Genomic DNA, 13,767 nt, shown 5'->3' on the forward strand with positions numbered 1-13,767 from the left:
TCAAGCATCACGGCCTGTGCGGTGAGGAGACTGCCGCACCCGATTCCGGCGAACCGTAACCGGAAGATATTCTTGAGCGCAAAATCAGCAGAACACTGGTTTTCATCGGCATATGCGACTGATCGATCAGCGATGCGTTGAGCAAGACGGCAGACTCCACCATTTTTCGGGGCTGGAGGGCATCATGAACGACGCGCCGGACCCGCCGGACGGCCATTCCGCAAAGGCAGTCCTGCTGATTGCGCTGACCTTCGCGGCGATCGCCGTTTCCGCCTATATCCTCGTCCAGATGGATTAGCCTGCTCTTGAGCAGATCACAGACTCCTGCAGCTCCCGTAACTGACCTTAACCTCGGTCCGGTCCTCAGGGTTCAGCTTTGCCTCGACAAAATTCAATTTGTTCAGGTCGATCAGCAGGAAGTAAACGCCGTTCTGGCATTTAATGGCATTGCGGGGTGTGCGCTCGTTCAGCCGCGGCGATGCGGTCTGGCATTCGTAATAGTCGGAGCGTCCCGCGGAGATCATGGTCAGCAAGCCGCCGCTGGAGACCAGCGAGAAGGTTCGAGCCCTATGTGTCGCCGCCTTCGCGCCTTCGGCCGAATCGAGCCCGACCGAGATTTCCTCCGTACATGTGATCGGGCGGCGCAGCTGGGACGCCGACGGCGTGATGCTCAGCAGGAGGACCGCGCCAGCGAGCGCTACCCGATTCGCGATCATCGGCGGGAATTCCGTGATTCGTGGGTAGATTCTACCGAGAAGCTAGGCCATTGCCCGTCGGTGTAAATGCCGCGTGCTCCGACAGCCGAGCCGATCAACAGATTTACCACGGAATACGGTTTCGCTTCGCCACCGAGCACCGGTCAAGTCAGCTCTTTCGAGGCGTCGGGCCAGAGCCAGGCAGGGCGCGCGGACCATCGGGACCGAGCCCGTGCCGCAGCAGAACAGCCTCGTCCCGGTATTCGCGCGCCTCCCCGCATCGGCGAACGCGACGTGATACGCCCCCGCCTGCGGAACCAGGCCTCATACCTCGGGCGAATCCGGATTGTCATTGGCCGCGGCATCCGCATCGCGCCGCGAGGCAATCTCTGCGCCGATCTCCGTCAGCAACAGCCGCGACAGGAGCTGCATCGTCGGCGTGCCATGCGAGACCAGGAGCTGATGGGCTCCGATCGTTGCCTCCACCATGCGGTCAAAGCCGTCGTCGTCGGACATGGAGGCCCAATAACCTGGTTGAATGCCGAGCATACAACTTTGGGCTTAGACTTGAGTTCGGTTGCCTCCTCAAAAACGGGATGCCCCGACGCGCTCGGCTGCCCGGTCGGGTCCGACCTCTGAGACGCCGGACGGGCCGCAAGGCCAGAACGCGACGCTGATCCTGGCCTTCTTCCGGCTGCGGCAGCCCCAGGGAATTGCAGAATCGTCAGCGCGTCCGGGCTGCGGCCCGTCCGGATTGATGGGCCCGGACGCGGCCTTCCCGTCTTGCCCCTGCCCCGGCGGGCGCCGGTCTACTGTGCCGGCGGGTTGAGGGCAGCCGCATAGGTCGGCACCGCAGCGGGCGCCGCCTGCTCCTGCTTGGCCGTGCGGGAATCGCGCTTCTCGTAGAAGGCATTGCCGCCCGCCACGGCCACGTAATGCATGTTGCTGTAATGGAAGTGCCGGCCGGCGGTGTGGAAATACATGGCCTTGCCGATCTTCGGGTGCCGCTCGCCCGCCAGGACCGCGTCGGCGGCGTCGGCGACCTTCTGCAGATCCTTGTCCTGCATCGGCTTGGTCAGGACGCCGGGGGCGAATTGTCCCGGCTGGCCGACCACCGCGCAGATGCCGCCCGGGAAGATCGCGTTCTCCAGCCGGTTCATGACCACCGTCCCGACGGCGATCAGCCCGTCCTCGTCGCTGCGATTCGATTCGAAGTACATGGCGCGGCCGAGGCAGTCCCGCTCGGCATCGCTGACGACCATCGGCTGCTTGCGGCCGGGGATCGATCCTGTCGTGAGCACCGGCGATTCAGTATTGCAGGCACCGAGGCCGCCGGAAACAGCCAGAACGATCAATACAGGAACAATCTTCGTCCTCTCGCTACCCTGCATGCATATCCGCTCCGTGCTCCTTCAGCCTCACCGCGCAGCGGGGCGGCCGCCCATATCGGGGCGTCGCCGCGCTTCGACCTTCCATCCGTCAAGCTTGACTGCACGTTCGCGGCGAGGATGTGGCGACGGTGGGCCGCAAGGCGCGCGGGCCGGCTCGGGGCGGTACCCGGAGGGCCTTGTTCCTGGCCCCTCGCGCAGAGCTTGGCCCATGCCCGCGACGGACGAGGGGCGGGCGGGATCCCCCGTGGCTCCACAGCGCCATGGACAAGCCTTGGTCTCGAAGACGGGGCAAGGCGGCGGTCTGGCAGCCGGAAGACTGGCCGTCAGCTGTCATCGCGCGGGGTCGCCGGGACGGCGGCCAGGATGCCCGACGAAGGGAAAGCCCGACCCGCGACCGCCGGTGGCCGCCCGTCCCGGCTGCCGGGCGAGCCCGCCGCGGAGCTCATCGACCGCATGCTCCACCCGGCGGCCCCCATGATCGTGCGGCTGACGATCGCGAGCCGGCTCTGATCGCGCCCACGGCAGGAGCGTCAGTGCTGGTCCTGGCTGGCGGCCAGGATGGTCACGCCCACGGCGATCACCGCGATGCCCGCCAGCATCGTCGGTCTGGCTCCCTCGCCGTAGAGCCACGCGTGCCGACGCGTCGGGGGCGGAGCAGCCCCGCCTTCCCCCGGATCGGGGGCTTTCGTTAAGGCGTCCCGAGCATGGTGGCGGCGCGCCAGCACCACACCGCGTCGACGGGCCCGCCACCGTGACGATCCAGAGCGACACAGATCCAGCATGACCGCGTCCCTGGCGATCCCGGACTCACCGGCGCGCACGCGCAGGGGCCGTCGATGGGGCGTGATCGCCGCGGCCGGCGGGGCTGTCGCCGTGGGCTGCGCCTGGACGGCCGCCGCGCTGATCAACGTCCCCGATCCCGTGACCCTCGCGGCCCTGGCCGTGATCGAGCCCTCGTCGGTGGGCACGTGGTTCCCGAGCCGGGTGGTGCAGGCCCCCGCGCGGGCCAGCGACCTGCCGGTCCGCCCCCGCCCGATCCTCGACCGCGTCGCCTGGAAGGGGCGGACGGTCCCGCTCATGGACGTGCTGGCGGCGACCCACACCAACGCGTTCCTGGTGGTGCAGGACGGCGTCCTGATCCACGAATGGCAGCGCCCGGGCACCGGACCGGCGACGCTGTTCCCGTCCTGGTCGGTGGCGAAGTCCATCGTCTCGCTGCTGGTCGGCGCGGCGATGGCGCGGGGCCAATTCGCCGAGACCGACCGCGTCTCCGCCCTGCTGCCCGAGCTGAAGAATGGCGCGGTCTTCGGCCAGATCACGGTGCGCAACCTCCTGGACATGGCGAGCGGGATCGCCGTGCCGGAGAATTACGATCCCCGGCACCCCCTGACCGGCACCGCCGGGATGTACCTGACCCGGGACATCACGGCCTTCGTGCATGACAATGCGCATCTGGCGTTCAAGCCCGGCAGCCGGGGCCGCTACCGCAGCATCGACACCGAGCTGCTCGGCCTGATCCTGGCGCGGGTCGAGGGCAAGCCCCTGGCCGACATCCTCTCCGAGCGGATCTGGAAGCCGATGGGCGCCCAGGCCGACGCCACCTGGAATCTCGACCGGGCCGGGGGCGTGGAGAAGGCGTTCTGCTGCATCAACGCCACCGCCCGCGACTTCGCTCGCCTCGGTCTGCTCGTGGCCGACCAGGGCCGGGCGGGTCCGAACCGCATCATCCCGGCCCGTTGGATCGAGCGGATCATGACGCCGGCCCGCCGCGAGGTCGACGGCTGGCAGTACTCGGCCCAGTGGTGGCACGCGCCGGGCGGCGATGACGGCGACATCTCGGCGATCGGCGTCTATGGCCAGTACATCTACGTCAACCGCGACACCGGCACGGTGATCGTGAAGCTCAGCGACCACGGGGCCGAGCAGGACGAGGTCGACACGCTGTCGGTGATGCAGGCCATCGGGGCCGATCTCGCCGCCGGCCGTCCCGCCGCGGCCCGCAGGGATCCCTGACCGGGCTTCCTGATCGGCGGACCCGCCTCTGCGCGTCCGATCAGGCCTCGGTCGGGCCGGGATCCGGCACGGGCGGACGGCGCGTGATCTGGTGCAACCGGATTAGGGATCGCGCCCGCCAGTTGCGGACGAACCGCCATCCGACGCGCCTCCACGCGATGGACGGAACCGGCGAGACGGGATCGACCAGCGCGCTGAGCGCCCGCGTGTAGTCGAGCACCAGACCTGGGGTCCAAGTCATGGATCGGGCCCCGCTGCGCAGGAAGGACGCCGCCCAGAATTCCGGGGTGGTCAGCGCCTTGGCGAGCTGCCGCCAGGGATGCCCGTTGCGGCTGAACGCGCCCTCGACGGCGACATCGAGGGCCCGGGCCACCGTGGTCGAGCAGTTGCGGCTGATGAAGTTGTAGGTGGTATCGCCGCGATAGGTATCCCAGAATGCCCGCAGCCGGGCGGCATCGATGCCGTTGAGCGTGACCGTGACGGTGGCAGCGCACCAATCCGCGACCTCGGCGGCGTGCGAGGGCAGGAAGCGGCCGGCCACGTCGTTCTCGGGGCCGGCGCGCAGACTGGACCGAAGATTGGCGGGCGAGCGGTCGATCTCCACGGCGGGATAGTGGCTGATATAGAGGTCGTGCTCTTGCCCGAGGGCGGCGTGGCCGGTGGAGAACCGCCCCGCCTTGTCGACGGAGGCCACGTAGCGCCGGATCAGCCGCTGACCGGCGGGGGTGGTGGCCTGCCCGGTCGGGGTCCAGACATAGACCGTGAGGCTGTCGGGGCCGCCCACGGGGGCCGAAAGGCCCGGTTCGGCGCCCAGGCGCCGCGTGCGCAGGCCGACCAGCGCGAGGTTGGCGCCGTTCAGGATCAGGAACATGCCGATGCAATAGCCCACCGTGCCCGCGTACCAGGTCGGCCAGGGCTGGAGGTGAAATAGGCCGAACGCGACGCTGAGGCCGCCCAGCGCCACCGAGATCCGCCAGCCCGAGACTTTCAGCAGGCTCGCGATCGCGATCCGGACAAGACCGTCGACCAGGAAGGCGATGCCGAAGATCATGGCGAGCAGGAAAGTGCTGTGCCGGGTGGCCATCACGATCAGGACGGCCATGATCGACAGCAGCGCGCCCTTGAAGAACCGCAGCCGCCGCGCGGCCCCGACGGCGGACGCGCCGACGGCGAGCGAGCTCACGCCCTCGGCCAGCAGGATCAGGCCAAACCAGCGGTCCGGGACATGGAGCGCCCCGTCGAGGGAATCGATCACGACGAGGATGCCGAGCAGCGCCCATAACAGGCCCGTCCCCAGGATGAGGTGCCAGTGCCGGCGGACCGCCGCCCGTCCCACGAGCAGCATCCAGAGGGGCGCCATCCGTCCGCCGACTGCGTCCGCGCTGCGCGGCCCGGGCGAGGCCATCCCCGAGAGGGAGCGCGGGAGAGGAGTCGAGCACAATCCAGACATCCAAGGTCGCCTTAAAGCGCGTCGAAGAGCCTCTCGCACGAAGTGCGCTGCGCCGTCGGGACCGGAGGGAGAGGTCTCCGTGATCGAGAGTCGTGCGAGGCACTCGCACAAGATCCATGACTTGGCTGATCACTTTGTTAATCGAGCCGCCGGCGGGCCGAGGAACCCGGATCGCGACCGGATAACCTTACCGAGTTCCGGAAACGTGCCGCCCCCCTCTGTCTCCTCCTTGATGCGGCCGGCCAGCAGCGTGCAGGACCAACTCGGCCGGCGCGCCGTTCATCGGTTCCGGAGGCCAGGCCCCTCCACGCAGCCAGATCCGTCGGCGGCGATGGCATCAAGGGCCCCGCCGTGCAGCATAAAGAATACCGTATCGATGGCGCCCAATCGTCGAAGTGTCTCCCGCGAGCCACAGAACCCAATACATATCGGCGATCTTAGGCGCGATCTGATTTGACGGCAATTTCCCAAACAATCATTTTGTTGTCGGAAATACATTCCATTACATCGGCACATTCAGCGACGGATTAGATCACGGTGTCCATGCCAGGAGAGGAACCGGGCCTGTCCGGTGCCGCACACCTGTACGTTGCTTCGGCCGCACGCGTAGGGCGTCACCAGCCGCCAGAACCTGTCTCCGAGACTGATTCGGCCGTTGACGCCCTGTCATCGCACGCCCTTTCGAAATCATCGCCGCGGCTGCGCAGGTTCGTTTCGACAAGTGAGCAAAGTTTTTCATCGGGCCGCGCGGAGGCAACCTCATGTTGCCCCGCCCGGTCAAAATATGTTCAAAGCTAAATTCAAGATAAAACTAGACAAATCGTCCCGATTTTGTATTGTTAGGTGCCAGTTTTGGCGGGATCGAAGCAGTTCGCGACAATTCTGGTCAGAAAATTCTGGTGCGATTTTCCGGTTTTTCTTGACCAGAAGCGAGATTCTTCGGTTATTTGTACCGGGGGGACAATGAACACTATCGATTTGTACGATCAAAAATCGGATCCCAACACGGATCTGATCAAGTGCACGGCCTCACTGGTTGCTGCCTATGTGTCCCGGAACGCGGTGGGTGTGGGGGAACTGCCGGTTCTGATCGACCAGGTGCACACCGCGATCGCGGTCCTGCAGGGCAACGCGTCGGGCTCCGGCTCGAACTGGACCGGGCCGACCGCGGAGCAGATCGAGGCCTCGATCCAGCATGACGGCCTGATCAGCTTCATCGACGGCCGCTCCTACAAGACCTTGAAGCGCCATCTCACCGCCCACGGCCTCACGCCGGAGCGCTACCGGGCCAAGTATGGCCTGCCGGCCGATTACCCGATGGTCGCCCCGGGCTATGCCGCCAAGCGCTCCGAGATCGCCAAGGCGATCCAGCTCGGCCACAAGGCGGCCTGAGCGAGGTGGCACCTCCCGCCGGCGACCAACCGGGCCGCCGGCGGAAGCATCGGGCTTGGGGAGGGAGGCCATGCCGATGGGACAACTGGCCAGGCCCTCCCCGCGGGCGTACGCCGGATACAGCCGTATCGATCTTCGCTGCCCTGCTCAGACTTTGGCGACAGCCAAGGTCCCGTCGTCCATGGCAACGAAGCGGACACCGGCCCGACGCAGCGCCTCGACGGCGTGAAGGCGGGAACGGCTTCCCCGATGCTCGCTATTCTCCTCCAGGCGCCGCACCGTGGAGTGCGAGAGACCGCTCGCCTGAGCCAAGTCCATCATCGACCAGTCGAGCAAGGCCCGCGCGGCACGGAGGTGATGGCCCATGACCGCCTGTTCCAGCCCCTCCCGCAGGGCGGCCGGAACCAGCGCACTGTTGCGAACCGGGTATTTCAGACCACACCGACCGAGATACGTCCCGTCCGGATCCCAGACCGGCACCGTCAGGATCCTGAAATGCCAGAGTTCGCCGTTGGCGAGACGCTCGTGGGTCGTCCCCTGATAGAACTTCCGCTGCGCGATCCGCTCCCGGGCCATGGCCGCGAACGCTGTCCGTTCCTCGGGAACGATCATGAGATACGGATCGACGGAGATCTCCTCGAGCGGGAGTCCATGGGCCTCAGACATCTCGAAGGGGATCTCGCGGATGAGATCGAGGCCCACCGAGAAGGTGGCGATGCGCTCCGTGAGATAGAGGGCGCCGCGCCGCCGCCGCTCCTCGTGCCGCAGATGAGCCAGCTGTTCGCGATCAGTCACGTCCAGGGCCGTGCCGTTGATGGCCACCGGCCGGCCCTCGGCCGAGAGACGCACCTCCATCATCAGCGACAGGGTGCGCTGCGTGCCGTTCGGGCGGATCACCCGGACGATGACCTCGCGCGGGACGTGGCCCTGCCGGATATCGGCGAGCGCGGGCATCCGGGGCCGGTCCTCCGGATGGATCAAGCTCAGCAGCAGGTCGTAGCTCGCCTTCGCGGCGTTCGGGACGAGGCCCAGCAGGCGGTACAATCCCGGCGACCAGAGTTGCTCGCCCCCTGCGAAAACCCAACTCCAGGCGCCGCTCACTCCCCGGGCCTCGGTGATGGTCAGGAATTCTCCCGACGAGAACGTCAGGGCGCTCAAAGCAGAGTGAAACATACCGGATTACCTAAGACGCATTCTTGATCGTCCTCGTCAGTAACGTACGATACTCTCGGTGCGTCACTTCCACTCGGAAGCCGAATCGGAGGTCAGGACAGCGGCCTCGATCGACATCGACAACAGTTTCACAGCACAGAACGATCCGCAACAGCCGGGTTCGACGCCCGGTATCCTGCCCTGACAGCCAGACGTCGACCGCTTGTCTTCAGGGATGGCACGGCTTTCCGTCGCTTATCGATTCTACCCTGCGGATTGTTCGAGCCACCTCGGTGTCATCGCGTTACCTCGGTCGCCATCCCAAGATCAAAATCGACAATGGCGCTTCGTGACACCATGAGGCTAATGTAATCTTAAGACCTGCGATTTCCTGTGCGCAATGTGCATCCATTATCCATTTCGGCATGCTTTAATCGGAATCACTCATCCATATCGATGCGGCTATGCTTTGGTAATGCTCGATATTAGAGAATTAATTCTGAGGCATATTATGAAATAGCTACTGAATTCGTCGGACGTGGACTATAATTGCAAAATTGATTCGTATTCTCAATAACGGTGAACCTCGGTATATTTGCTGCGGCCAGGCGCAACCCTGCCGCGCGGCAGGTGCATGGGCTTCCGCCGGTTGCGGAGGCGCTCCTGGGCGAGGTCGCACCGGGCCGGCGGGCGATTGACAGGCCGGGCCGAACGGTGCGGGGGAAGGGCGTCGCGCACCGGGAGGAACCGCATGAGGGTCGCCTGCATCGGCGAGTGCATGGTCGAGCTGTCGGAGCGCCCGGACGGAAGCCTCGTCCGCGGCTTCGGCGGCGACACGCTGAACACCGCCCTCTATCTCGCCCGCCTCGGCATCGCGGTCGACTACGTCACGGCCCTCGGCGACGATGTCTGGAGCGACGAGATGGCCTCGGCCTGGAGCCGCGAGGGTATCGGCCTCGCCCGGGTCCGCCGGCTGCCCGGCCGGATGCCGGGCCTCTATATCATCCGCACCGATGCAGCCGGCGAGCGCAGCTTCCACTATTGGCGCGACTGCGCCGCGGCCAGGGATCTCCTCGCCGAGCCGGGCGCCGCCGAGACCCGCGCCGCCCTCGAAGCCTACGACGTCGTCTACGTCTCGGGTATCAGCCTGTCGCTCTATGGCGAGGCCGGACGCGCCGCCCTGTCCGAGACCCTCGCGGCCCTGCGCGCCCGGGGCGGGCGGGTCGTGTTCGACACCAATTTCCGGCCCCGCGGCTGGCCCGACCGGGACGTGGCCCGTGCCGCCTTCCGCGCGGCCCTGGCGCTGGCCGACGTGATCTTCGCATCCGTGGAGGATCTCGACTGGCTGTTCGGCGAGGCTGGCGAGGACGAGGTGCTGCGCCACCGCGGCCGGGCCGAGATCGTGCTCAAGCTCACGAGCGGACCCGTGCCGGTCGCCCGGGTGCTGCACGGGCAGGCCGACACGTCCGTGCCCGCCGGCCCGGTGGCGCAGGTCGTCGACACGACAGCGGCGGGCGACAGCTTCGCGGCCGGCTACCTCGCCGCGCGTATCGGAGGCCTTGCCCCGGAATTGGCGGCAGCCGAGGCGCACCGCCTTGCCGGCGCCGTGATCGGGCATCGTGGCGCCGTGATTCCCCGCGAGGCAATGCCAACCCTCTCCATCCGGACGCCGGGCGGAGAGTCCTGACGGGTCAGGGTTCGGCCATCGAACGGTCGGGCCGCGTCCTTCGCCACGGGCCGACCGAGCGCCGGCTTGGCGCCGCCCTTGAGACGGGCAAGCGCAACCGCTACCTCTGCCAGCGGGGGATGGCCCCCGCAGCAGGATCGCCGCGCGTGGTGCGGCCGAGAGGGCACCCGTGGCGCTGAGTCCCCCGCCGATCCAGATCCCCGAGCCCGACGCCTCCGCGCCCGGCAGCGCCGCCCCGAAGACGCGGGTCAGTGCGCGCGGCCGGCTGCGCACCTACTTCCTGACCGGCATCATCGTGGCCGGTCCGCTGGCGATCACCGCCTACATCACGTGGTGGTTCATCGCGCTGATCGATTCCTTCGTGAAGCCGCTGGTGCCGGCGAGCTACCTGCCGGATCATTACCTGCCCTTCTCGATTCCGGGGCTGGGCCTCGTCATCGCGTTCGTGGCGGTGACGCTGCTCGGCTTCCTCACGGCAAACCTCGTCGGCCGCTCGGTGATCGAGTTCGGCGAGGTGCTGCTCGCCCGGACCCCGGTGATCTCCGGCCTCTACAAGGGCCTGCGGCAGATCTTCGAAACCCTGTTCTCGGCCAACGGCACGTCGTTCCGCACGGTCGGGCTGGTGGAGTTCCCCGTGAAGGGCACGTGGTCGGTGGTGTTCCTGTCCGCTCCGGCGGCGTCCGAGGTCGAGGGCGCACTGCGGGCCAAGGGCGCCGCCGCGGACGATCTGGTCGGCGTGTTCCTGCCCTGCGCCCCCAACCCCACCACGGGGTTCTTCTTCTATCTGCCGCGGGCCGAGGTGGTGGAGCTGAACATCAGCGTCGACGACGCCGCCAAGCTGGTGATGTCGGCGGGCGTGATCCAGCCGGAGGATCCCCAGGGCCGGCTCAACGCCATGGCGGCGTCGCTGCGGGCAGCCCAGCAGACGGACGGTCCGGCTCTGCAACGGGAGCGGGCGCCGCAGGACGCGTGACGGCGGCCGGACAAAACCTTGTTCAGGAAACCGGCGCCGTTCGCCGCCGCACGATTAGGAACGGCGACCGGCCACGAAAAAGGCCGCCCCGTGCGCGGGACGGCCCTGGAATTCCGGACTGCCGAAAGCGGTTCAGCGCTGCAGCGAGGCCGTCTGCGGCGCGATGGTCGGCGGGGTCGCCTGCGCCACCGTCACGGCGCTGCGGGGCGCGGTCGGTATCCAGCCGGTGGCACATTGCAGCGTCAGGGCGAGACCCAGCGCGATGCAGAGACCGTTGGCGGCCAGCCAGAAGGGGCGCGCTGCGCGCCGTACGGCGGCCTGCAATTCGTCCGCTGTCTTGCCCGTCGCTTCGACCGCGCAATCCGAGATCGGCAGGAGCCAGGGCTCGGTCGGTAGGGCTTGGACACCGGCCATCTCGTGGGAGCCCGGCAGGCCTTGGAACAGTCCGTTCGACATGTCCGTCCTCCAGATTCGTCCGTGATGTCCCGGCTTACCGGGCCATTCGTTCATCTCCAGTTAAGGGAAGATTGTGGCTGATGCAAGGTCACGGTCCTTGTCCGCGCTCCGTCCGGCGGCCGCCGGGAGGCGGCCGAGCGTTCGCGGCATCCGCCCAAGTTCTTGACAGGAAAGGATTTTCCCGGAGGCCTGTGACATTGCCGCATCGGGCGGCCGATCTGCACGGCCCTCTCTGCCCCGGACCGGCCCGTTCCTGAACGGCGGCTTTCCTGAACAGCGCCGTTCATCCGGCCCCAATCAGACGGATCGCGGCCTCGCGCTCGAACAGGTAGAGCAGGACCCGCAGCGCCTGCCCGCGCGGGCTCTTCAGGCCGGGATCGCGCTCGACGATCATGCGGGCATCGTCGCGGGCCGCCTCCAGCAGATCGGCGTCGCTCTCCAGCCGCGCCAGCCGGAAGGCGGCCAACCCCGACTGGCGGGTGCCCAGCACCTCCCCCTCGCCGCGCAGCTTCAGGTCGGCCTCGGCGATACGGAAGCCGTCCTCGCTCTCGCGCATCATCTCGAGGCGGGCCCGCGACACCTGCCCCAGGGGCCCCCGGTAGAGCAGCAGGCAGGACGAGGCTTTGGAGCCGCGTCCGACCCGGCCCCGGAGCTGGTGCAGCTGCGCCAGCCCGAACCGCTCGGCATGCTCGATCACCATGATGGTGGCCTCGGGCACGTCGACCCCGACCTCCACCACGGTGGTCGAGACCAGGAGCTTGGTCTCCCCGGCGGCGAACCGGGCCATGGCGGCGTCCTTCTCGGGGCCCGGCATCTTGCCGTGGATCAGCCCGACCGCGTCCCCGAAATGCTGGCGCAGGTCCTCGAACCGCTCGGCCGCGGCGGCGAGGTCGACGAACTCGGACTCCTCAACCAGCGGGCAGATCCAGTAGACGCGCTCGCCCCCGGCGATCGCCCGGGCGAGGCCGGCCACCACCTCGTCGATCCGCTCGGTCGGCAGCGTGATCGTGCGGATCGGCTGCCGGCCGGCAGGCTTCTCGTCGAGGATCGAGACGTCCATGTCGCCGAAGAAGGTCAGCGCCAGGGTGCGGGGAATCGGCGTCGCGGTCATCACCAGGAAGTCGACCGCCTCGCCCTTGGCACCGAGCGCCAGCCGCTGGTGGACGCCGAACCGGTGCTGCTCGTCGACCACCGCGAGCCCGAGGTCGCGGAACGTCACCGCCTCCTGGAACAGGGCATGGGTGCCGACCAGGATGTCGATCTCGCCGACGGCGAGGTCGGCCAGCGTGGCCTTGCGCTCCGCGGCGCGGTCCCGGCCGGTCATCAGGCGCAGGCGCAGGGAACCGGCCAGCGGCTTCAACCGCTCGAAATGCTGTCGGGCCAGGATCTCGGTGGGGGCCATCAGGGCGGCCTGACGCCCGGCTTCCACGGCCGACGCCATGGCCAACAGCGCCACCGCGGTCTTGCCCGAGCCGACATCGCCCTGGAGCAGGCGCAGCATCCGGCGCGGGGTCGCGAGATCCTGGCGGATCTCCGCCACCGCCCGCGCCTGGGCACCCGTGAGCGCAAAGGGCAGGGCCGCCTCGATCCGGCGGCTCAGGGTGCCGTCGCCGGCATTGACCCGGCCGGCCTTGCGCCGCTGGCGCGCGCGCATCAGGGCGAGCGCCAGCTGCGAGGCGAGCAGCTCGTCGTAGGACAGGCGCCGCCGGGCGGGGGCCGCGGGCGGCGGCTGGAGCGGGTCCTCGGATTTCGGCGGCGCCTCCTCGGGGCGGTGCTCGATACGCAGGGCGTCGGCGAAGGCCGGCAGGCGGTTCCGCTCCAGCCAGGCCGGGTCCTGCCATTCCGGCAGGATCGGCAGGCGGTCGAGGGCCGCGACCGCGAGCTTGTTGATCGCCCGCGAGGTCAGCCCCTCGGTGGCGCCGTAGACCGGCTCGACGGCGGGCAGCGCGGCGAGCCCCGCCTCGTCCACGATCCGGGACGGGTGAACCATCTGGCGGTTGCCGTCCCAGAGGTCGATCCGGCCGGTGATGTAGCGATGCGCCCCCAGCGGCAGCATCTTCTCCACGCGGGCGCGGGGCATCCCGAAGAACACCAGCGCGATGTCGTTGCCGGAGGCATCCTCCACCAGCACCCGGTGCGGACGCCGCCCGGATGCGATCTGAGCCGGGCGGTGCGCCGTCACGGTGACGCCGAGCGTCACCGGCTCGCCCGTGGGCGCCTCGCTGATCGAGCCCATGAGCTTCCGCGCCACGCCGCCCTGGGGCAGGTGGAACAGGAGGTCCACGACCCGGGCCTCCCGCTCGGGGGTGCCGAGCAGCTTCTCGATGAGCGGCGCCATCTTGGGGCCGACGCCCGGCAGGGAGCGCGCCGGAGCGAACAGGGGGTCGAGGATGCTCGGGCGCAGGGCGGGCGCGCGGGCGGCCGCGCTCTCGGGCGGCTCGGCTGGCTCCTTCACGGCCGCATCGTCGGTCACGGCGTCCTGAATCGCGCTTGCATCTGTCATGGTGGCTCGGCGGACATCGTGCCGGAGGCGCCTTATCATCCGGTGCATCCCGGCG

General features: G+C 68.2%; 13 protein-coding genes. 5 read left to right on the forward strand and 8 right to left on the reverse strand.

Going from position 1 to position 13,767, the window contains the following annotated elements; translation table 11 throughout:
• Positions 1–314: 314 nt before the first annotated feature.
• The 3 genes from ACYCO6_RS13730 to ACYCO6_RS13740 form a co-directional block, all read right to left on the reverse strand.
• Positions 315–716, reverse strand: a complete 402-nt coding sequence (locus ACYCO6_RS13730) for a hypothetical protein (protein ID WP_459772305.1) — start codon at positions 714–716, stop codon at positions 315–317.
• 303 nt (positions 717–1,019) lie between these two features.
• On the reverse strand, positions 1,020–1,211 hold the full coding sequence (locus tag ACYCO6_RS13735; protein WP_459772306.1) for a hypothetical protein: 192 nt from the start codon (positions 1,209–1,211) through the stop codon (positions 1,020–1,022).
• Positions 1,212–1,504: 293 nt separating this feature from the next.
• Positions 1,505–1,996: a cell wall hydrolase gene (locus tag ACYCO6_RS13740; RefSeq protein ID WP_459772307.1), complete on the reverse strand. Its 492-nt coding sequence runs from the start codon at positions 1,994–1,996 to the stop codon at positions 1,505–1,507.
• Positions 1,997–2,449: 453 nt separating this feature from the next.
• On the opposite strand from ACYCO6_RS13740, the gene ACYCO6_RS13745 reads away from it, so the two are divergent.
• On the forward strand, positions 2,450–2,596 hold the full coding sequence (locus ACYCO6_RS13745; protein WP_459772308.1) for a hypothetical protein: 147 nt from the start codon (positions 2,450–2,452) through the stop codon (positions 2,594–2,596).
• Positions 2,597–2,616: 20 nt separating this feature from the next.
• On the opposite strand, the gene ACYCO6_RS13750 is transcribed toward ACYCO6_RS13745, so the two are convergent.
• Positions 2,617–2,868, reverse strand: coding sequence for a hypothetical protein (locus ACYCO6_RS13750; RefSeq protein WP_459772309.1), 252 nt, complete (start codon positions 2,866–2,868; stop codon positions 2,617–2,619).
• Between ACYCO6_RS13750 and ACYCO6_RS13755 the strand changes: the two genes are divergently transcribed.
• A complete protein-coding gene (locus tag ACYCO6_RS13755; RefSeq protein ID WP_459772310.1) occupies positions 2,867–4,099 on the forward strand; it encodes a serine hydrolase domain-containing protein in 1,233 nt (410 codons plus the stop codon). The two genes, ACYCO6_RS13750 and ACYCO6_RS13755, sit on opposite strands and share 2 nt — an antisense overlap.
• Before the next feature lie 40 nt (positions 4,100–4,139).
• On the opposite strand, the gene ACYCO6_RS13760 is transcribed toward ACYCO6_RS13755, so the two are convergent.
• Entirely contained in the window at positions 4,140–5,459 is a 1,320-nt protein-coding gene (locus tag ACYCO6_RS13760; protein ID WP_459772311.1) for an HdeD family acid-resistance protein, read from the reverse strand.
• A 1,053-nt stretch (positions 5,460–6,512) separates the two neighbouring features.
• Here ACYCO6_RS13760 and ACYCO6_RS13765 point away from each other — a divergent pair.
• The gene (locus ACYCO6_RS13765; RefSeq protein WP_459772312.1) at positions 6,513–6,941 is read left to right on the forward strand and encodes a Ros/MucR family transcriptional regulator; all 429 of its coding nucleotides are present in this window, start codon (positions 6,513–6,515) and stop codon (positions 6,939–6,941) included.
• A 147-nt stretch (positions 6,942–7,088) separates the two neighbouring features.
• Here the strand turns inward: ACYCO6_RS13765 and ACYCO6_RS13770 are convergent, their stop codons facing one another.
• Positions 7,089–8,114 (reverse strand): PAS domain-containing protein, encoded by a 1,026-nt coding sequence (locus tag ACYCO6_RS13770; RefSeq protein WP_459772313.1) that lies wholly within the window; start codon positions 8,112–8,114, stop codon positions 7,089–7,091.
• A 730-nt stretch (positions 8,115–8,844) separates the two neighbouring features.
• Here ACYCO6_RS13770 and ACYCO6_RS13775 point away from each other — a divergent pair.
• Both ACYCO6_RS13775 and ACYCO6_RS13780 read left to right on the forward strand, forming a co-directional pair.
• Positions 8,845–9,780 (forward strand): sugar kinase, encoded by a 936-nt coding sequence (locus tag ACYCO6_RS13775; protein WP_459772314.1) that lies wholly within the window; start codon positions 8,845–8,847, stop codon positions 9,778–9,780.
• Between the two features lie 169 nt (positions 9,781–9,949).
• A complete protein-coding gene (locus tag ACYCO6_RS13780; protein ID WP_459772315.1) occupies positions 9,950–10,753 on the forward strand; it encodes a DUF502 domain-containing protein in 804 nt (267 codons plus the stop codon).
• Between the two features lie 132 nt (positions 10,754–10,885).
• On the opposite strand, the gene ACYCO6_RS13785 is transcribed toward ACYCO6_RS13780, so the two are convergent.
• Both ACYCO6_RS13785 and recG read right to left on the reverse strand, forming a co-directional pair.
• Positions 10,886–11,209 carry a hypothetical protein gene (locus ACYCO6_RS13785; protein ID WP_459772316.1) on the reverse strand — a complete coding sequence of 108 codons (324 nt, stop codon included), beginning with the start codon at positions 11,207–11,209 and terminating at the stop codon, positions 10,886–10,888.
• A 283-nt stretch (positions 11,210–11,492) separates the two neighbouring features.
• Positions 11,493–13,751, reverse strand: coding sequence for an ATP-dependent DNA helicase RecG (recG, locus tag ACYCO6_RS13790; protein WP_459772317.1), 2,259 nt, complete (start codon positions 13,749–13,751; stop codon positions 11,493–11,495).
• Between the last annotated feature and the right edge of the window lie 16 nt (positions 13,752–13,767).

Source organism: Methylobacterium sp. CM6257, assembly GCF_054611515.1.